This is a genomic window from Naasia sp. SYSU D00057 (genome assembly GCF_017916505.1).
Taxonomy (GTDB): Bacteria; Actinomycetota; Actinomycetes; order Actinomycetales; family Microbacteriaceae; genus Naasia.
In genome coordinates, this window is record NZ_JAFMSZ010000001.1 from 38,407 (window position 1) to 57,064 (window position 18,658).

At 71.5% G+C, this 18,658-nt stretch carries 16 protein-coding genes; 13 read left to right on the forward strand and 3 right to left on the reverse strand.

Features of this window, described 5'->3' with window-relative positions; all coding sequences use genetic code 11:
• Nucleotides 1–26: 26 nt before the first annotated feature.
• Together J3P36_RS00200 and J3P36_RS00205 are read left to right on the forward strand one after the other, a co-directional pair.
• Nucleotides 27–362: a heavy-metal-associated domain-containing protein gene (locus J3P36_RS00200; protein ID WP_210505201.1), complete on the forward strand. Its 336-nt coding sequence runs from the start codon at nt 27–29 to the stop codon at nt 360–362.
• A complete protein-coding gene (locus J3P36_RS00205) occupies nt 359–2,587 on the forward strand; it encodes a cation-translocating P-type ATPase (RefSeq protein ID WP_210505203.1) in 2,229 nt (742 codons plus the stop codon). The genes J3P36_RS00200 and J3P36_RS00205 overlap by 4 nt, the downstream gene beginning before the upstream one ends.
• A 217-nt stretch (nt 2,588–2,804) precedes the next feature.
• Here the strand turns inward: J3P36_RS00205 and J3P36_RS00210 are convergent, their stop codons facing one another.
• Nucleotides 2,805–4,370: a M23 family metallopeptidase gene (locus J3P36_RS00210; RefSeq protein WP_210505205.1), complete on the reverse strand. Its 1,566-nt coding sequence runs from the start codon at nt 4,368–4,370 to the stop codon at nt 2,805–2,807.
• A 199-nt stretch (nt 4,371–4,569) separates the two neighbouring features.
• The gene (locus J3P36_RS00215; RefSeq protein ID WP_210505207.1) at nt 4,570–7,245 is read right to left on the reverse strand and encodes a DUF4062 domain-containing protein; all 2,676 of its coding nucleotides are present in this window, start codon (nt 7,243–7,245) and stop codon (nt 4,570–4,572) included.
• A 178-nt stretch (nt 7,246–7,423) separates the two neighbouring features.
• Here J3P36_RS00215 and J3P36_RS00220 point away from each other — a divergent pair, with 178 nt between their 5' ends.
• From J3P36_RS00220 to pip, 10 genes are all read left to right on the forward strand, one after another.
• A complete protein-coding gene (locus J3P36_RS00220; RefSeq protein ID WP_210505209.1) occupies nt 7,424–7,693 on the forward strand; it encodes a hypothetical protein in 270 nt (89 codons plus the stop codon).
• 53 nt (nt 7,694–7,746) lie between these two features.
• Complete coding sequence (locus J3P36_RS00225; protein WP_210505211.1) at nt 7,747–8,412, forward strand: hypothetical protein; 666 nt, start codon at nt 7,747–7,749, stop codon at nt 8,410–8,412.
• A gap of 104 nt (nt 8,413–8,516) precedes the next feature.
• Nucleotides 8,517–9,857, forward strand: a complete 1,341-nt coding sequence (locus J3P36_RS00230; protein ID WP_210505213.1) for an extracellular solute-binding protein — start codon at nt 8,517–8,519, stop codon at nt 9,855–9,857.
• Complete coding sequence (locus tag J3P36_RS00235) at nt 9,857–10,813, forward strand: carbohydrate ABC transporter permease (protein ID WP_210505214.1); 957 nt, start codon at nt 9,857–9,859, stop codon at nt 10,811–10,813. The genes J3P36_RS00230 and J3P36_RS00235 overlap by 1 nt, the downstream gene beginning before the upstream one ends.
• The gene (locus J3P36_RS00240) at nt 10,810–11,730 is read left to right on the forward strand and encodes a carbohydrate ABC transporter permease (RefSeq protein ID WP_210505215.1); all 921 of its coding nucleotides are present in this window, start codon (nt 10,810–10,812) and stop codon (nt 11,728–11,730) included. The genes J3P36_RS00235 and J3P36_RS00240 overlap by 4 nt, the downstream gene beginning before the upstream one ends.
• 39 nt (nt 11,731–11,769) lie before the next feature.
• Nucleotides 11,770–13,302, forward strand: a complete 1,533-nt coding sequence (locus J3P36_RS00245) for an alpha-N-arabinofuranosidase (RefSeq protein WP_210505216.1) — start codon at nt 11,770–11,772, stop codon at nt 13,300–13,302.
• Nucleotides 13,303–13,351: 49 nt separating this feature from the next.
• Entirely contained in the window at nt 13,352–14,410 is a 1,059-nt protein-coding gene (locus J3P36_RS00250) for a S1C family serine protease (RefSeq protein ID WP_210505217.1), read from the forward strand.
• Nucleotides 14,411–14,505: 95 nt separating this feature from the next.
• Nucleotides 14,506–14,703: a DUF1918 domain-containing protein gene (locus J3P36_RS00255; protein WP_210505218.1), complete on the forward strand. Its 198-nt coding sequence runs from the start codon at nt 14,506–14,508 to the stop codon at nt 14,701–14,703.
• Nucleotides 14,704–14,782: 79 nt separating this feature from the next.
• Nucleotides 14,783–16,555, forward strand: a complete 1,773-nt coding sequence (gene ctaD / locus J3P36_RS00260; protein WP_374100696.1) for a cytochrome c oxidase subunit I — start codon at nt 14,783–14,785, stop codon at nt 16,553–16,555.
• Nucleotides 16,556–16,605: 50 nt separating this feature from the next.
• Nucleotides 16,606–17,541 (forward strand): prolyl aminopeptidase, encoded by a 936-nt coding sequence (gene pip / locus J3P36_RS00265; protein ID WP_307806893.1) that lies wholly within the window; start codon nt 16,606–16,608, stop codon nt 17,539–17,541.
• A gap of 27 nt (nt 17,542–17,568) precedes the next feature.
• Here pip and J3P36_RS00270 read toward each other — a convergent pair whose 3' ends face one another.
• Nucleotides 17,569–18,246 (reverse strand): LysR family transcriptional regulator substrate-binding protein, encoded by a 678-nt coding sequence (locus tag J3P36_RS00270; RefSeq protein ID WP_210505221.1) that lies wholly within the window; start codon nt 18,244–18,246, stop codon nt 17,569–17,571.
• A gap of 42 nt (nt 18,247–18,288) precedes the next feature.
• Here J3P36_RS00270 and J3P36_RS00275 point away from each other — a divergent pair, with 42 nt between their 5' ends.
• Nucleotides 18,289–18,657 carry a DUF5997 family protein gene (locus J3P36_RS00275; protein WP_210506525.1) on the forward strand — a complete coding sequence of 123 codons (369 nt, stop codon included), beginning with the start codon at nt 18,289–18,291 and terminating at the stop codon, nt 18,655–18,657.
• The last annotated feature ends 1 nt before the right edge of the window (nt 18,658 follow it).

Below are 18,658 nucleotides of genomic sequence, written 5' to 3' on the forward strand. Positions count from 1 at the left end.
CGCCTCGAGAAACGGAAACACGACCCATGAGCAACATCGACACCGCCCGCAATCTCCGGCCGCTCGCCGGTGCGAACTCCGGCTGCGCGTGCTGTTCCCCGGCGTGCGAGAGCGAGACCCCCGCCGCCGCGGCAGATGCCGCTGCTCGGACTTTCCTCGTCGCCGGCATGACCTGTTCCCACTGTGTCGCCAGCGTCAGGGAGGAGCTCAGTGCGCTCGAAGGCGTCACCTCCGTCGAGGTGGAGCTGCGAGCGGGCTCCGAGTCCCGCGTCACGGTGGCGAGCGCCTCGCCTCTCGACATCGCGCGGGTGCGGGCCTCCGTGTCCGAGGCGGGCTACAGCCTCATCGACGCAGTGCGATGACCGCTCCTATCGAGTTCGAGATCGGGGGGATGACCTGCGCCTCCTGCGCCAATCGCGTCGAGCGGAAGCTGAACCGGCTCCCCGGGGTCGAGGCGACGGTGAACTACGCCACCGAGAAGGCCCGCGTGCAGGTGCCGGAGGGCACCGACGTCACATCGTTGATCGCGGCGGTGGAGGCGGCCGGCTACAGTGCGGCCCTGCCTGCCCCGCCCCCACCGGCTTCGAGTGAGACTCGGCAACAGGACGAGGCCGAGGTGCGTCCGCTCCGGCAGCGGCTGCTCGTGTCCGCGGCGCTCGCGCTGCCGGTCGCCCTGCTGTCGATGGTGCCGGCATTGCAGTTCCCGAACTGGCAATGGCTGACCCTGACCCTTGCCGCACCCGTCGCGGTCTGGGGAGCATGGCCGTTCCATCGCGCCGCGTGGGTCAACGCCCGGCATGGGGCCGCCACGATGGACACGCTGATCAGCGTGGGCGTGCTCGCAGCCTTCGGCTGGTCGCTCTACGCCCTCTTCCTCGGATCGGCCGGCATGCGGGGCATGACCATGGGCTGGACGCTGTTCCCGCAGACAGGATCCGGCGGTGAGGAGCTCTACCTCGAGGTGGCGGCGGCGGTCACCGTGTTCATCCTGGCCGGCCGGTACATCGAAGCCCGCTCCAAGCGGAAGTCGGGAGAGGCGCTTCGCGCCCTGCTCGAGCTCGAGGCGAAAGAGGCGACGGCGCTCGAGGGCGGCGTCGAGCGCAAGGTGCCGGTCTCGTCGCTTGCCGTTGGGAACCGCTTCGTGGTGCGACCCGGCGAGAAGATCGCCACGGATGGCGTCGTGGTCGAAGGGTCGTCTGCCGTCGACATGAGCCTGCTGACGGGGGAGTCCGTCCCGGTCGAGGTGGCGGTCGGAAGCCGGGTCGTCGGCGCGACCATCAACGCCGGAGGTCGGCTGGTCGTCGAGGCGACGCGCGTCGGTGCCGACACCGAGCTGTCGCGGCTCGGCCGCCTCATCGAGGACGCGCAGGCCGGGAAGGCGGAGGTGCAGCGCCTCGCCGACCGGGTGTCCGGGATCTTCGTGCCCGTGGTGATCGGACTCGCCGTCGCGACGTTCACCGCATGGGCTCTTCTGGGTCCTTCTCTGGAAGCCGCCTTCACGGCCGCGGTGGCCACGCTGATCATCGCGTGCCCCTGTGCGCTCGGACTCGCGACGCCGACCGCGCTGATGGTCGGCACCGGACGAGGCTCACAGCTCGGGATACTCATCCGCGGACCCCGGGTGCTGGAGCAGACCCGCCGCATCGACACCATCGTGCTCGACAAGACCGGAACCGTGACGACCGGACTCATGACCGTGACCTCGCTGCGGGTGGCCGATGGCGTCGACGCGGGTAACGCTCTCGCCCTCGCAGCCGGCGCCGAGCAGGGCTCGGAGCACCCGATCGGCCGCGCGGTCGTCGCGGAGGCCGCCCGTCGCGGCCTCGTCATGCCGGCCGCCGAGTCGTTCGCGTCGCACCAGGGCCGTGGCGTGCAGGCGATGGTCGGCGGTCACCTGGTGGTCGCCGGGCGTGCCGACTGGCTCGCCGAGGACTGGGCGATCGCGCTTCCGGCTTCCCTCGCCCCGGCGGTCTCCGACACGGAAAGTGCGGGCGGTACCGCCGTGGTGCTCGCCTGGGACGGGGTGGCGCGTGCCGTGATCGGCGTGGGGGACACGGTGAAGGAGACGAGCGCGGCGGCGGTCGCGATGTTCCGGCGGCTGGGCCTCACACCCGTCCTCCTGACCGGCGACAACGAGGGCGCCGCGCGCTCGGCCGCCGCGCAGGTCGGGATCACCGAGGTCCTCGCACGCGCCACGCCGCAGGGCAAGCTCGAGCACATCCGCCGCCTGCAGGAGCAGGGCCGAGTCGTGGCGATGGTCGGCGACGGGGTGAACGACGCAGCGGCGCTCGCCGCGGCCGACCTGGGCATCGCCATGGGAGGCGGAACCGACGCCGCGATCGCCGCGAGCGACGTCACCGTCGTGCGCGACGACCTCGTCACGGTCGGTGATGCGATCCGCCTCGCCCGGCGCACACTCGGGACCATCAAGGGAAACCTCTTCTGGGCGTTCGCCTACAACGTTGCGGCGATCCCCGTCGCAATGCTCGGCCTGCTCAACCCGCTGGTCGCCGGGGCCGCCATGGCCTTCTCCTCGGTGTTCGTCGTGACGAACAGTCTGCGGCTGCGCCGCTTCGCCGGCAGCTGACACGGGGAGGGCGGTGTCCGGGGGTTCGCGCCGATCGCCGTGCGCGCCTGAGCCGACGCCTGCATTCGGGTCGGGCCAACCGCCTGCTCCTCAGCAGTGCTAGGGGATTCTCGAGTGGTCGGGATGACCGGAAGTGCCTGGTCAGCGCCGGTTCCCTCCGAAGGGGTCGCTCATCCGGAGCCCCTCCCCGCAAGGCGCTATGGGATTGAGTCCGCGATCAGTCGGGCGCCGCGGTCGTGCTGGGCTTCGGAGCCGGGCTCGGCTGAGGGGAGGTGCTGGGTTGAGGGGTCGGGCTCGGAACCGGCGCCGGCTGGCTCTGGGCGCTGGGCTGGGGCACGGGCTCGGGCGCCGGGCTGGAGCCGGGCGCCGGGCTGGCTTCGGGGGTGGGGCTGGAGACGGGTGCCGGTGTCGACGTCGGCTCGGGGGCCGGGCCGGGCGTCGTTATGGCGTCGGGCTCCGGCGTCGCGCTCGGTTCGGTGGCTGGGGCGGGTCCCGGGCCGGCGCTGGGTTCGGGGATCGGAGTGGGCGTAGGAGTGACGCCGGGCTCGGGGGTCGGGCTCGGCTCCGGAGTGCCGACCGGTTCGGTGAACGAGGGCGGTTGGGCGGGCGCACCAGTGCCCGGCGCTGGACTTCCCGCGCCGGGAGGGGATGCGATGCAGGACGGATCCTCGACGTAGGTGAGCGTTGCGGTCCCTGGCAGGAGTCCCTCGCTGCTCGCGACCGCGACGGTCACAGGGCCGGGAGGCGCCGGGGGAGCCGTGAAGAGGTAGGACGGACCGTCGTCGATCCTCGTCACCCCGACCTGCGTCGCGCCGACGAGCACCGCCGTGACGTCGACGAAGCGTCCGATCAGCCGGAGGGTGGTTCCGCCGCAGGAGGCAGCGGTGGGCCGCTCCTCGGCTGAGGATGCTCCGCTTGCGCTGAGCCCGGTCAGCTCCCCGACGTGGTGCGCCGCGCCCGGCTCCGGCGTCTGGTAGTCCCAGTCGGTGGCTGTGCCGCCAGGCGCCCATGGCGTGCCGTGAGGTGCCGGATGGGCGATACCGCCGGGCGCGTGGCCCATGATCATGCCCCCGCCGGCCCGTGGGGGTCCGGCGTACCTCGTGAGCCAGGCGAACGCGTCGACCGCCTCGGTGCCGCCGAGTCGCAGCTCGAAATGCAGGTGTGCGCCGGTGGACCATCCGGTGCTGCCGACTCGGCCGACGAAGTCGCCGACCTTGACGACCTGACCCTCGGCGAGCGGCACGGAGCCGACCTGCAGGTGCGCGTAGGTGCTGGTCACCGGCTCGCGGTCGATCGTGTGCCCGATCACCACGTGCACGCCGAGCCCGCCGCTGCCTTCGACAGAACGCACGACGCCGTCGGCGATCGCGTAGACCGGGGCGCCGTCACCGGGGAGGAAGTCGGTCCCACGGTGGAAGCTCGAGCAGCGGACGCACGGCGGCACACGGGGCCCGAAGCCGTCGGAGATCCACGCCGGACCCTCGAACGGCCACTGCACCGGGTACCGCGGGTCGGAGGCACCGGACTGCTCCGCGCCGCGCTCCGCCCCCGGCTGCGCCGGAGCGGAGGTCGGCGTGGGTGTCGGTGTCGGCGTCGATTCCGCCACCGTGACCGCGGCCAGGGCCGGCGTCCCGGCCTCTGCCCGGGGCGACGTTCCCAGAGCGGTAACTCCGCCATTCGCGACCACCCCTGCCGCGAGGCCCAGGAGCGCGGTGACCCCGAGGGCGGCGGCGACGACCCCCCGGAGCGTGCGGGAGGAGTCGCGGCGGTGACGAGGTCGCATGGTGGTGGCCCCCAGCGTCGTGGCTGTTCCCTCGGGTAGCTCGGGTGCTGGGACCAGCCTGGATGCCAGACGATACGGTCGCGCGGGAGCGCGGGGCAAGGACTCCAGGCCCTTCACAGTTTCCGGGGAACCGCGTCGGCGGAGATGAGGCCGGGGATGGACAGGGGGCGGTCGGCCCCACGGGGTCGTCCACCGCGCCTCAGGACGGCGGGTGCTCCTGGTGAGGACTGCCGACCGCGGCCGCGGACTCCGTTCCGAGCGCGATCTCGAGCACTGCATCTCGCGGCATCCGCCGCCCGACGACCCGGGAGGCCTCGAACTCGGCGGCGCGGTCGGTGGCGAGGACGGCCTCGACGAACGACTGGTAGGTGACGTACGAGCGCTGCTCGCGAAGGCCGGTGCGGGCGCGCAGCGCTTCGGCGGCGCCGAGGAGGAAGCCGGCGCGTTCGATGTCGCCGGCGGCTGCGGCGCATCCGGCCAGGCCCTCGAGTGCGTAGGCGTCGCCGTCCTCGTTGTGCAGGCGCAGCGAGCGGTCCAGAGCACGAGCGAACAGCTCGGGCTGCGGCTTCCCATCGGCGAGACGGGACCAGCCGATCTGGATGAGCGCCACCCGCTCCGCGAACTGGTCGCCCGTGTGCTCGGCGAGGTGCCGAGCGCGGTCGAAGCACTCGACGGCGCGGGCGGGTTCTCCGCGAAGCCGGAGGATGCGCCCGAGCACGCTCTCGAACAGCGAGAGGAAGGTCGGGTCGCTCCGGACGGCGGCCAGCTCGAGCGCGGAGCGCAGCCGCGCCTCCGCACGGTCGAGGTCGCGCGGGGTGACCGACATGCAGGACAGCGACGCGATCGCGAGTGCCAGCCCCTCGCCGAACTCGTCGCCGACCGCGTGGAAGAGCGCGACCGCCTCCTCTGGGGGCTCCCTCCGGATCTCCCCGTCGGGCTGCCACAGCACCACCCAGGAGGAGAACGCCATCGCGATCGCCCGAGTCCGCGGTGACAGCTCCCGGCCGGAGTCGAGCACGGCCTCCATCCAGGCCTTCACTTCGGGCAGCAGCCCGCGGATCCACCAGTAGAGGAACAGCCGCCACACCACGTCGGCGACGATGTCCGCCTCGCCGATGGCGATCAGGTGGCGGCACCCGGCGCGCAGGTCGTCGCGTTCCGCCTCGAGTCGGTCGAGGGCGGCGGGCTGGGTCGCGCCGCGCAGCCGGAGCTCGGTCTCGGCCGCGAGGCGCACGTAGTACTCGGCGTGCGCGCGGCGCACAGCGGCGGCCCCCGGGTCGAGCGCGAAGCGGGCCGTCGCCATCTCGCGCACCGGCACGAGCATCGAGAAGAGCGGCACGCCGAGGTGGTCGCGCTGTCGCACCAGGCTGCCGTCGACGAGTTCGAGCATGGTGCCGAGCAGGTCCGCCGCCCACGGCTCGCCCGCAGTGACGGCCTCGACAGCGTCGAGGCTGAAGTCGCCGGCGAACACGCCCAGGCGGTCGAAGAGCGCCCGCGCGTCGGCGCTGAGCAGATCGATGCTCCACCCCACGGTGGCTTCGATCGTGCGCTGTCGTTCGGGAACGTCCCGGGCGGCGGTCACGAGCAGCGGCAGAACGCGGTCGAGCCGGCCGAGCATCGCGGCGGGCGTGAGCACCCGGATGCGCGCCGCCGCGAGCTCGATGGCGAGTGGCACTCCCTCCAGAGCCCGGCAGATGCGGGCGACGTCCTCCGCGTTCTCGTCGGTCACGTCGAATCGGGGATCGGCGGCCCGTGCACGATCGCGGAACAGCTGCACGGCCGGCGACTCGAGGAGCGCCCGGACCGACGGCGGTGACGGCTCGGTGGGAACGTCGAGCGGCTCGACATCGAAGACCTGCTCGCCGCGCACCCGCAGCCGGACGCGGCTCGTGACGAGGAAGGTGGCGCCGGGCAGGTCGGTGAGGAGGGAGACGACATCGGGCGCGGCATCGACGATCTGCTCGAAGTTGTCGAGCACGATCAGGTCGCGCCGACCGGCGCGCGCGATGCCGAGCTGCTCGCTCAGCGGTGCATCACCGGTGTGACGGACCCCCAGCTCGCGCGCGATCGCGCCCAGCACCTCGCCGGGGTCGCGCACCTGAGCGAGCGGAACGAACGTGACCCGGTCGAAGGCCGGGCCGGCGCGATGTGCGACCTCGATCGCGAGGCGGCTCTTGCCGATCCCGCCGGGCCCGACGAGGGTCACGAGCCGCCGCGCTTCCCCGCTCAGCCAGCCGAGCAGCGTCGCGAGGTCGCGCTCGCGGCCGAGGACGGGGGAGTAGGGCGCCGGAAGCCGCCCGCCGCCCGCTGTCGCCGGGGGCGGGACCACGCGCGCCCGCGAGGCGTCGAAACGCTCGGCGAGCAGCGTCGCGAGGTCGGCGGTCACCAGCTCGGCCAGCTGGTCCGGCGTCGAGAACGGCGTGTACGACGCCGTGTCGTCGCCGCGGATCCGGTTCATCAGCTCGGTGAGCCGCGGCGAGCGCTCCGCCGGCTGCTTCACGTAGATGAGCTTCGGCATCTCGCGGGGCGCCAGACGGTACTCGTCCTCGAGTCCCGAGATCTCCTCGCCGGGCGCGACCCACCCGTACTCCTGCCAGTAGACGCCGACGAACACGTCGCTCTGCTCGAGGTAGGCCCGATAGAGCTGCCGCGGCGGATGCGGCCGGGCGCCGAGCTCGAACATCACGGGCGCCAGCCGCAGCCGTTCGATCGCGGCGCGAGCGGCGCGGCGCTCGGGCTCCAGCTCCTTCAGGGTGGAGCTCACGAAGATCCGCAGGCGCTGGTCAGGGGTGCGGATGACGGGCCCGGCGCTCGGGCGATCGTCAACGGCGACACCGTCGGCGTCCTGCTGATGATCCCGCGACGAAGCGGCCATGCCGCCATTGTCCGGCGGGAGGGGATCGCCGTCCATCACTCACGCCAGTACGGGCGTGATCTCGCCGCCCCGCGGTCCGCATCCTGGCCGCAGGGGATCCGGGCCGGGTGGCACGGGAGAACCGGATGCCGGCACGAGAGACGACGATCGGCGTGGGTGGTGTCCTAGCCTCCCTCCTATGGAGATGGTCTTCATCCACGGGCCGGCGGCGTCCGGGAAACTGACTACGGCACGGGCCCTGGCCGAGCGGACCGGCTTCGCCCTCTTCCACAATCACCTCGTGGTCGACGCTCTGCTGGCCCTCGCAGCGGAATCGGCGGAACGACCGCAGCTCCCCTCCGGATTGACGATCGACACGACTCGGAGCGATCCGGCGCGGACCGCGTCCCGCATCCTGGAGGAGCTGCACCTGACGCCGGTGCCCGAGCATTCCCCCTTCCCGTCTTAGCCCCTCCCGCGAGTGGACTGCAGGACGGGTGAGCCCCACTGGAGCGAGGTGTGATGTCCCGACTTCTCACCCAGGCGGTGCGGAACAACTCGGAGTGGTGCGACCTCGTCGCGCGCATGAACGGCGTTCCCACCCTCTGGACGGACGGCGTGTGGGAGGCCGCATCGGCGATGCCGCCGGCCTATCCGCGGGCCATCACCCTCCGGCCCGGCGTGCGGTCGCTCCCGGACCTGCCGCCGCACTCCGGGGTCAAAGACAGCTACGCGGACCTGGAGGAGGAGCGGCTCGAGCTGCTCTTCGAGGCCGAGTGGATCGGGCTCGCCGGCCCCGTCGAGGGCCCGGCCCTCGGCTGGCGGGAGGTGCCGCCCCGCGAGTTCGGGGCATGGCGCCTCGCGCACGGAGAGGCCGAGGCCCTGCCGCCCGCGCTGCTCGAGCACCCCGACGTCCGTGTCCTCACGCTCGACCGCCCTTTCGACGGCCGCGGCGGCGACTGGAGCGGCGCGATCCTCAACCTCGCAGCGGCCGCCGTCGGGATCAGCAACGTGTTCCTGGGCGACGTCGACGAGGCGGCCGCCTGGCGCGGCCTCGCCCATGCGGCGCGAGCGCACTTCGGCGACCGGCCGCTCGTCGGCTACGAGAGCGGCGACGCGCTCCGGCCGGCGCTGCTGGCGGGCTTTCCCGCGCTCGGTCCGCTGAGGGTCTGGCTCACCCCGAGGTGACAGCGCCCACCGAGGGCGACGCGCCGCGACTTCGGGACGGGGGCTTGTAACTCTCTTGCCCGAGGGGAACGATCGGAGGTGGGAAGCGTCACGAGGGAGTGATGATGAACGAATTTCGGTTACCGACCTCTGCGGTCAGCCGGCGTCAGGTCCTGCTCGGCGGGATGGCGGTGCTCGGCGCCGCGGCACTCGCCGGCTGCGCCGGACCGGCCCAGGCCTCCGGCCGCTCGCAGCTCAAGTTCTGGCATCTGCTGAGCGGAGGCGACGGCGTCAAGATGCAGGGGCTCATCGACGAGGCGAACGCCGCGTCGGACACCTACCGGGTGGCGCCGACGGTGCTCGCCTGGGGCACGCCGTACTACACCAAGCTCGCCATGGCGTCGGCCGGCGGCAAGGCGCCCGACGTGGCGATCATGCACGCGACCCGGGTCGCGGGCTACGCGCCCGGCGGCCTCGTCGACCCGTGGGATCTCGACGAGCTCGCTGCGCTCGGCGTCGACCAGAACACCTTCCCGGAGCGGATCTGGGAGAAGGGGTTCAGCGGCGACCAGCTGTACAGCGTCGCCCTCGACGCCCACCCGTTCATCCTCATGTACAACACCGACATCTGCGACCAGGCGGGACTGCTCGGCTCGAACGGGCAGCTGAACCCGATCGACTCCCCGGACGCGTTCCTCGACGCGGCTCGAGCGGTCAACGGGGTGACCGGCACGCAGGCTCTCGCCTACGGGTATCTCGGCGACGGCGCGCAGATGTGGCGCCTGTTCTACACCCTCTACTCGCAGCAGGGCGCGACGATGACCGTCACGCCCGGCCAGAAGATGGAGTACGAGGAGGACGCCGCGGTCACCGCCCTCGAGTACATGCAGGCGCTGCTCGACGGCACGATCGCCAACCCGCAGTCGGACTACCCGAGCGCGGTCGCGGAGTTCGCGACGGGCGAGGCCGGGATGTTCCTCACCGGTGTGTGGGAGCTGCCGACGATGCAGCAGAACGAGGTCCCGTTCGACGCCTCCCCGATTCCGACCCTGTTCGGGACCCCCGCGTCGTACGCGGACTCGCACTCGTTCGTCCTGCCGCACCAGGATTCCCCGGACCCGGCCAAGCGCAAGGCGGTGTACCAGTTCGTCGCCGACCTCCTCACCAGCTCGTTCGCGTGGGCCGAGGCCGGCCACGTGCCGGCCTACCTCCCGGTGACGGAGAGCCCCGACTACGCGGACCTCGAGCCGCAGGCGCACTACGCGGCCGCTGCCGACAACATCGTCTACGACCCGCCCGCCTGGTTCACCGGCTCCGGAAGCAACTTCCAGGCCGACTTCGGTCAGGCGATCCAGCCCGCCCTGCTCGGCGGCGAGGATGCCGCGGGCGCCTTCCGCTCCTTCGTCGATCGGGTGAACACCCTGCTGTCCTCACCGAATCCCGTCAACCCGGAAGGGGGTGTCTGATGACCGCCACCACCGCGGCCCAGGGCGATCGCAGCGTCGCGCTCGCCGGAGTGGCCGGACACGACGCCGCGGCGTCGAGAAGCGGCCGGCGACGCCGTGACAACCTCGTCGGCTGGGGCTTCGTCGCCCCGTTCCTCGTCTTCTTCGTCCTGTTCCTCATCTGGCCGATCCTGTTCGGGATCTACCTCAGCTTCACGGACCAGTCGCTCGCCGGGACCGGCGGCAACCTGGTGGGCTTCGCCAACTACGCCGAAGCCCTCTCCGACCCCATCATGTGGCGCTCGTTCGGCAACACCGTGTGGTTCACGGTGGTCAGCACGGTGCCGCTCGTGCTCATCGCCCTGATCATGGCGCTCCTCGTGGATCAGGGGCTGCCGGGGCAGTGGCTCTGGCGGCTGTCCTTCTTCATGCCCTTCCTGCTCGCCTCGACGGTCGCGTCGCAGATCTGGGTCTGGATCTACAACCCGCAGCTCGGCATCGCGAACGCGGTCATCGGGGCGCTCGGCATGGAGCCGGTCGCCTGGCTGCAGGACGCGGACACCGCCCTGTACGCCATCATCGTGCAGACCGTGTGGTGGACGATCGGCTTCAACTTCCTGCTCTACCTCGCGGCGCTGCAGAACATCCCGCCGCAGCACTACGAGGCGGCGTCGATCGACGGTGCGGGGAAGTGGCGGCAGCTCTGGTCGATCACGCTGCCGCAGCTCGGCCCGACCACTGTGCTCATCGTGATTCTGCAGATCCTGGCCTCGCTGAAGCTGTTCGACCAGGTGTACCAGATGCTCGGCGGGGTCTCGAGCCCGACCACGCGGTCGGTGGTCCTGTACATCTTCGAGTCCGGGTTCACCGGCTACCGGTTCGGCTACTCGGCCGCCATCTCATACGTGTTCTTCGCGATCATCATCATCATCTCGGTCGCTCAATACCCGATCACTCGCAGGAGGAGGGCGTCATGACCACGCTCGTCGGAAGCGACCTGGACGCGGCGGAGCGCGACGTCGAGCCGACCAAGGCTCCGCGGCGGGGCTCCTCCCACAGGCCGGGGGAGAAGCCGTTCGGGGTCGGCCGGATCATCGCGTTCGCGGTGCTCGCACTCCTCGCGCTCGGCTGGCTGCTGCCCTTCCTGTGGGCGGTGGACACCGCCTTCAAGACGGAGACCGACGCCGCGTCCGCGCCGTCCTGGATTCCCAGTGAGGGCTTCACCACCCAGGCGTTCGAGGCGATCCTGTCGCAGGGCAACGTGCCGACGTGGGCGTTCAACAGTCTGATCACCTCGGTCGCGATCACGCTGATCACGCTAGTGATCTCGTCCCTGGCGGCCTACGCGTTCTCCCGCCTCGAGTTCGCCGGGCGGCGCTGGCTGTTCGTGCTGATCATCGCGTCGATCATCGTCCCGCCGCAGGTCCTGATGATCCCGCTCTACTACGAGATGCTCACCTTCCGGATGGTCGACACGTACTGGGGCCTGATCCTTCCCCAGGTCGTGATCCCCGCGATGGTGTTCATCCTCAAGAAGTTCTTCGACAACGTGCCGATCGAGCTCGAGGAGGCCGCGCGGATGGACGGTGCGAACCGCCTGCGCGTGTTCTGGTCGGTCGTGCTGCCGCTGTCCCGGCCGATCCTCGCCTCGGTCGCGATCTTCGTCTTCATCACCGCCTGGAACAACTTCCTCTGGCCGTTCCTCGTCATCAACGACACCTCCCTGATGACCCTGCCCATCGGCCTGCAGACGGTGATCAGCGCCTACGGCGTTCAGTACGCCCAGCTGATGGCGCAGGCGGTGCTCGCCGCCCTGCCGCTGGTCGTGGTGTTCCTCATCTTCCAGCGCCAGGTCATCAAGGGCGTCGCGACCTCCGGCTTCGGCGGCCAGTAGCGCCCCTCCCGTCCCGTTCGTTACCCACCGAGGAGACCGATGTCCCGCGCCCGGATCACGCTCGACCGCGACTTCACGCTCGGGGAGGTGCCGCGCCGGATCTTCGGCTCGTTCGTCGAGCACATGGGCCGATGCGTCTACACCGGCATCTACGAGCCGGGACACCCGGCGGCCGACGAGAACGGGTACCGGCGCGACGTCCTCGACCTTGTCGGCGAGCTCGGCCCGACCGTCGTGCGCTACCCGGGCGGCAACTTCGTGTCCGGGTACAATTGGGAGGACGGCGTCGGGCCGGTCGAGCAGCGGCCGCGCCGCCTCGACGGCGCATGGCACACGATCGAGACGAACGCGTTCGGGCTGCACGAGTTCGTCGGCTGGGCGAAGCTCGCGAACGTCGAGATCATGGAGGCGATCAACCTCGGCACCCGCGGGGTCGACGCCGCCCGCGAGCTGGTCGAGTACGCGAACCACCCGGGCGGGACGCTCCTGTCGGACCGCCGCCGGGCGAACGGCGCCGAGGAGCCCTTCGACATCAAGCTCTGGTGCCTCGGCAACGAGCTCGACGGGCCGTGGCAGATCGGCGGCAAGACCGCCTACGAGTACGGCCGGCTCGCGCAGGAGGCCGCGAAGGCGATGCGCTACGTCGACCCGACGATCGAGCTCATCGCGGTCGGGTCGTCGAACTCCGGCATGCCGACGTTCGGCGAGTGGGAGCGGACCGTGCTCACCCACACGTACGACGAGATCGACTACATCTCGATGCACGCCTACTACCAGGAGGAGGACGGCGACGTCGCGAGCTTCCTCGCCACGGCCATCGACACCGACTACTTCATCGAGTCGGTGGTCGCCACGGCGGACGCGGTGAAGGCGGTCGGCCGGCACAAGCGGCAGGTGAACGTCTCGTTCGACGAGTGGAACGTCTGGTACCAGAAGGGCCTCGACACGCCCGACCAGCCGACCAAGGTGGCCGCCTCGTGGCGTGAGCACCCGCGGCTGATCGAGGACCGCTACAACGTGACCGACGCCGTGGTGGTCGGCACGCTGCTCAACTCGATCCTGCGCCACGGCGACCGCGTGAAGATCGCGAACCAGGCGCAGCTCGTCAACGTGATCGCGCCGATCCGCTCCGAGGAGGGCGGGCCGGCCTGGCGGCAGACGATCTTCTGGCCCTTCGCGCGCATGTCCGAGCACGCGCGCGGCCAGATCCTCCGGCCGGCGGTGCACTCGGACCGGATCGACACCGCCAAGTTCGGCGACGCCGACGTCGTCGACGCGAGCGCCACGTGGGACGAGGAGCACGGCCGGGTCGCCGTCTTCCTCGGCCACCGGGGCCTGGAGGAGAGCGCCGAGGTGGAGGTGACGCTGCGGGGACTGACGGCGTCCCGGATCGCGCAGGCTGAGGTGCTCGACGTCCCGGAGGGCCGGGACCGCTTCACCGCGAACACGGAGGAGGAGCAGCCGGTCGGCCTGCGTCCCCTCGACGGGGTCACCGCCGACGGCGGCACCGTGCGGCTGACGCTGCCGCCGCTCAGCTGGGCGGTCGTGCTCATCGAGGTCGCCGTCGCCTGAGCGGATCCGCTCAGCCCCGCCCGCCCGCATGCGATAGAGGAGGATGCCGATGCCTTTCCGGCGGGGACGCCGCGCAGGGACAGCGGCGCTGGCCGTCGCCGCACTCGCCGCGGGACTGACGGGCTGCACGTTCGGGGCGGGCGGCGGCGGCGAGACGGGGGCGACCCCCGGCAGCGCGGAGCCGCCGGCGGCCGCCGCTCCGGACGGCGGCGAAGGCGGAAGCATCCCCGGCATCGTCGACGAGGTGCGCGCGTCCGTCGTCACGATCTTCACCGAGGGCGGACTCGGCAGCGGCGTCGTGTACGCCGAGGACGGCCTCATCCTCACCAACGAGCACGTGGTGCGCGGGTTCCGTGCCGTCGAGGTCGCCTTCGCGGACGGGGACCGGGTCGCGGGCGTGGTGGAGGCGACCGACCCGGTGTCCGACCTCGCCCTGGTGCGCGCGGACCGGACAGGCCTGTCGCCGGCGGAGTTCGCGACCGAGCTGCCGGAGATCGGCGAGCTCGCCGTCGTGATCGGGTCGCCGCTCGGGTTCGAGAACACGGTGACGGCGGGCATCGTCTCCGGACTGCACCGTCAGATCCCGGGATCGGCCACGAGCAGTCAGGCGCTCGTCGACCTCATTCAGACGGACGCGGCAATCAGCCCCGGCAACTCCGGCGGCGCGGTCGTGAACGGGCGGGGCCAGATCATCGGCATCAGCGAGGCGTACATCCCGCCGCAGCAGGGCGCCGTGGCGCTCGGGTTCGCGATCCCCGCGGTCACCGCCACCGAGGTCGCGGAGGAGCTGCTCGAGGACGGCACGGCGGACCACGCCTTCATCGGCCTCGCGCCCGGGCAGGTGACGCCGCAGCTCGCCGACCGGCTCGGGCTGGAGGACGCCGAGGGCGTCGCGGTGCTCTCCGTCGTGGAGGGCGGTCCCGCCGCCGCGGCGGGCCTGCGCCCGGGCGACCTGCTCAAGTCGATCGACGGCGATGCGCTCGCTTCGCCCGAGGACCTCCTCGGCGCGCTGCGCGGGCGCGATCCGGGCGACGAGGTCGAGGTCGAGTTCCGGCGCGGCGACGACCTCGAGACCGTGACGGTGACCCTGTCGGACAGGCCCGAGTAGCCGGGTCCCAGCCGCCGGCCGTCGCCCGGCGGTCAGGGCCATAGGTCCTACCCGGCGCGCGACGCCCGGACGTACCGTCGAGCAGGAGGTGCGCAATGGGACAGAAGCCGGGCGACCGGGTCATCATCCGCGGGCGGACCGTCGAGTCCGCCGACCGGCACGGCGAGATCCTCGAGGCCCGCGGCCCCGACGGCGGCCCGCCCTATTACGTGCGCTTCGACGACGGGCACACAACCCTCGTCTACCCGGGCACGGACTTCGTGATCGAGCACGCGGGCGAGAACGCCCGCTGATGACGCACCCGCTCGAGCGGCCGCGCTCGGCGAGGACGCCTCCGCCCGGAGCCCGGGCTGACGGCCGCGAGGAGCAGGATTGACGACGACGGAGAGCCGGCCCTCGCAGAGCCGAGCGGCAGGACCGCGGCCGACCGGCATCCCTCCCGGTCAGCTGGCCGCGTTCCCCTCAGGGCATGTCGAGCGCAAGGGCAACGTGCTCGTCAGCTGGATCACGTCGACCGACCACAAGACCATCGGCTACCTGTACCTGATCACGTCGTTCACGTACTTCCTCATCGGCGGCGTGATGGCGCTCGCCATCCGTGCGCAGCTCTGGGAGCCGAACCTCGCGATCGTGCCGACCCACGAGCAGTACAACCAGCTCTTCACCATGCACGGCACGGTGATGCTCCTCATGTTCGCGACCCCCCTCTTCGCCGGGTTCGCCAACGTGATCATGCCCCTGCAGATCGGGGCGCCCGACGTCGCGTTCCCGCGGCTCAACGCGTTCGCGTACTGGCTGTTCAACTTCGGCAGCCTCATCGCGATCGGCGGGTTCTTCACGCCGCAGGGCGCCGCGAACTTCGGCTGGACCGCCTACACGCCGCTGTCCGACGCGGTGTTCTCACCGAACCTCGGCGGCAACCTCTGGGTCTTCGGCCTCGGCCTCTCCGGCTTCTCGACGATCCTCGGCTCGGTCAACTTCGTGACGACCATCATCACGATGCGCGCGCCGGGGATGACCATGTTCCGGATGCCGATCTTCACCTGGAACACCCTCGTCACTGGCCTGCTCGTGCTGATCGCGTTCCCGGTGCTCGCGGCTGCCCTCCTCGCGCTCGGCGCCGACCGCGTGGTCGGCGCCCACATCTACGAGCCCGAGCTCGGTGGCTCGATCCTGTGGCAGCACCTGTTCTGGTTCTTCGGCCATCCCGAGGTGTACATCATCGCGCTGCCGTTCTTCGGCATCATCACGGAGGTCATTCCGGTATTCAGCCGCAAGCCGATCTTCGGCTACCGCACGCTCGTCTACGCGACGATCACGATCGCGGCGCTGTCGGCCGTCGTGTGGGCGCACCACATGTACGTCACCGGTTCCGTGCTGCTGCCGTTCTTCGCCCTGACGACGATGCTGATCGCCATCCCGACCGGCGTGAAGATCTTCAACTGGGTCGGCACGATGTGGCGCGGGTCCGTGACGTTCGAGACGCCGCTGCTGTGGACGATCGGCTTCCTCATCACTTTCGTGTTCGGGGGGCTGACGGGCGTCATCCTCGCCTCGCCCCCGCTCGACTTCCACGTGTCGGACACGTACTTCGTCGTGGCCCACTTCCACTACGTGGTGTTCGGCACCGTGGTGTTCGCGATGTTCGCCGGCTTCTACTTCTGGTGGCCCAAGTGGACCGGGAAGCTGCTCGACGAGAGACTCGGCAAGATCCACTTCTGGATGCTGTTCATCGGCTTCCACACCACGTTCCTGGTCCAGCACTGGCTCGGCGTGGTCGCGATGCCGCGGCGGTACTACACGTACCAGCCGGAGGACGGCATCACGTGGATGAATCAGCTCTCCACGGTCGGCGCCATGCTCCTCGGCGCGTCGATGGTCCCGTTCCTCTACAACGTCTGGATCACGTGGCGCCGCGGGGCCGAGGTGACCGTGAACGATCCCTGGGGATTCGGGCGCTCCCTCGAGTGGGCCACATCGTGCCCGCCGCCGCGGCACAACTTCACGTCGATCCCGAGCATCCGGTCCGAGTCGCCGGCGTTCGACCTGCACCACCCCGAGGCGGCCATGCCGTTCGGACGCGGGCCCGCGAAGGACGCCCCGGAGGCCGCCACCTACGACACCGCCGACGACGAGGTGAAGTAGCCGCTTCCGCCGCACTTCCCGTGTGCGCGCGCCCCCGCTACGGTGCGAGAGTGCACCCGGAGACCGAGCCGCACGCCTCCGGATTCCTCTCGCCGGGGGACGGGCAGCGGATCTACTGGGAAATGTGCGGGGCCCCCGACGGCATCCCGGCGCTCGTGGTGCACGGCGGCCCGGGCAGCGGTGCGGCCGCCGGCTGGCGGCGCTTCTTCGATCCCTCCCGCTACCGGGTTGTGCTCGTGGATCAGCGCGGCTGCGGCCGCAGCACCCCGTCGGCGCGCGACCCGGGCACCGACCTGTCCGTCAACACCACCGACGCGCTGATCCGCGACTTCGAGCTGCTGCGCGAGGCGCTCGGCATCGACCGCTGGCTGCTGCTCGGCGCGAGCTGGGGCACCACCCTTGCGCTGGCTTACGCGCAGGCGCATCCCGACCGGGTGACCCGGCTGGTGCTGTTCAGCGTCACCACCACGACGCCGCGCGAGGTGGAGTGGATCACCCGCGACCTGGGCCGGGTCTTCCCGGCCGAATGGGACGCGTTCGTCGGCCACCTGCCGGAGGGCGAGCGAGACGGCAGCATTCCTGCGGCGTACGCCCGGCTGCTCTCTGACACCGATCCGGGCGTGCGCGGCGCTGCGGCCTCCGCGTGGTGCCGGTGGGAGGACACGCACGTGTCGCTCGCGCCGGGCTGGCGCCCCGATCCGCGCTACGCCGACCCGATGTTCCGGCTGACCTTCGCGCGCCTCGTCACCCACTACTGGGCCCACGCGGCATGGCGGCGGCAGGACGAGCTCCTCGACGGCGTGGAGCTTCTCGGGCACGTGCCGGCGACCCTGCTGCACGGCCGGCACGACCTCAGCAGCCCCCTTGAGATCCCGTTCCGCCTCCACCAGCGCTGGCCGGGCTCCGAGCTGCACGTCCCCGACGCCGGCCACGGCGTCGGGCTGGGGGAGTCGGTGCGGCAGGTCCTCGACGACGTCGCGCGCTGAGCTCGGCCCTCGTCGAGCCGCCCCGACTCAGCGGGAGCGGCGTCCGCCGCGGCTCTTCGGGGTGCGCCGGTTCCCCGCTCCGCCCGCTCCGCGGGGCTTGGGGCGCTCCGCCTTCCGCTGCGGCTGCTGGGGCGGGCGGCGGACCGGCTCCGGCGCCGGCTCCGGGGCCGCCCCCCGGGAGCTGTTCGCCGTGCGGCCGCGGACGACGCCGATGAACTCGTCGATCAGCGGGCTCTCCGTCGAGGTGCGCCAGACGAGGCCCACCCGGGTGGGCTCGGCGTCACTGATCTCCCGGGCGACGAGGTCCCGCCGTCCGGTGGCGCGGAACACCGACTGCGGCATCCGGGCGATCCCGTGACCGGCGGCGACGATGTCGAGGGTGCCCTCGTCCCAGCCGGGGTAGAGCTCCTCGTCCGCGAGGTCGGCGAGGGTGACGGAGTCGAACACCTTCACCGGATGGTCCTTCGCGGCGATCACCATGGGGGTCTCGCTCCACAGGGGGATCACGTGCAGGTCGTCGTCCGCGCCCTCGACCGGCAGGCGGGAGAACACCATGTCGGTGCCCGCCTCGAGCGCCTCGAGAGCGGCGCCCTCGTCGACCGCGACGACGGTGAGCGGCACGTCCGGCATGCGCTCACGCCACACCCGCACCCACTTGTCGGCGCTGACGCCGGGGACGACGCCGATCTCGAGTGCCTCCGCCACCAGGCCAAGGGTAGCCTTGACCCCGTGCCGCAGGACCAGACCATGAAGCCCGAGACCGCGGCGAAGAAGCTCGGCGTGCTCCTCGCCGCGACCCCCGAGGAGTTCCGCGCCCAGCCCGTGACCCGCTCCCAGCTGAACGAGCTGCAGGAGAACCCGCCCGAGTGGCTCGCCGAGCTCCGGCGCACGGGCCCGCATCCCCGGCCCGTCGTCGCCGCCAAGCTGGGCGTCTCGATCGCCGGGCTCGCCCGAGGCGGGGTGAGCGAGCCGCTCACGACGGACGAGATCCAGGAGCTGCTGCGCCAGAAGCCCGAGTGGCTCGTCCGCGAGCGCGAGGTGCACGCCGGCGTCATGGCGGAGAACGCCCGCGTCAAGAAGAGCCGGGCCGAGGCGGCGAAGAGCCAGGGCGCCTAGC

What these genes read in the sequence shown, in the direction of transcription:
- J3P36_RS00205 (WP_210505203.1), top strand. Translation starts at nt 359, where the DNA reads ATGACCGCTCCTATCGAGTTCGAGATCGGGGGGATGACCTGCGCCTCC.
- J3P36_RS00235 (WP_210505214.1), top strand. Translation starts at nt 9,857, where the DNA reads ATGACCGCCACCACCGCGGCCCAGGGCGATCGCAGCGTCGCGCTCGCC.
- J3P36_RS00255 (WP_210505218.1), top strand. Translation starts at nt 14,506, where the DNA reads ATGGGACAGAAGCCGGGCGACCGGGTCATCATCCGCGGGCGGACCGTC.
- J3P36_RS00250 (WP_210505217.1), top strand. Translation starts at nt 13,352, where the DNA reads ATGCCTTTCCGGCGGGGACGCCGCGCAGGGACAGCGGCGCTGGCCGTC.
- J3P36_RS00220 (WP_210505209.1), top strand. Translation starts at nt 7,424, where the DNA reads ATGGAGATGGTCTTCATCCACGGGCCGGCGGCGTCCGGGAAACTGACT.
- J3P36_RS00225 (WP_210505211.1), top strand. Translation starts at nt 7,747, where the DNA reads ATGTCCCGACTTCTCACCCAGGCGGTGCGGAACAACTCGGAGTGGTGC.
- J3P36_RS00210 (WP_210505205.1), bottom strand. Translation starts at nt 4,370, where the DNA reads ATGCGACCTCGTCACCGCCGCGACTCCTCCCGCACGCTCCGGGGGGTC.
- J3P36_RS00230 (WP_210505213.1), top strand. Translation starts at nt 8,517, where the DNA reads ATGAACGAATTTCGGTTACCGACCTCTGCGGTCAGCCGGCGTCAGGTC.
- J3P36_RS00245 (WP_210505216.1), top strand. Translation starts at nt 11,770, where the DNA reads ATGTCCCGCGCCCGGATCACGCTCGACCGCGACTTCACGCTCGGGGAG.
- J3P36_RS00240 (WP_210505215.1), top strand. Translation starts at nt 10,810, where the DNA reads ATGACCACGCTCGTCGGAAGCGACCTGGACGCGGCGGAGCGCGACGTC.
- J3P36_RS00200 (WP_210505201.1), top strand. Translation starts at nt 27, where the DNA reads ATGAGCAACATCGACACCGCCCGCAATCTCCGGCCGCTCGCCGGTGCG.
- J3P36_RS00275 (WP_210506525.1), top strand. Translation starts at nt 18,289, where the DNA reads ATGAAGCCCGAGACCGCGGCGAAGAAGCTCGGCGTGCTCCTCGCCGCG.
- J3P36_RS00215 (WP_210505207.1), bottom strand. Translation starts at nt 7,245, where the DNA reads ATGGCCGCTTCGTCGCGGGATCATCAGCAGGACGCCGACGGTGTCGCC.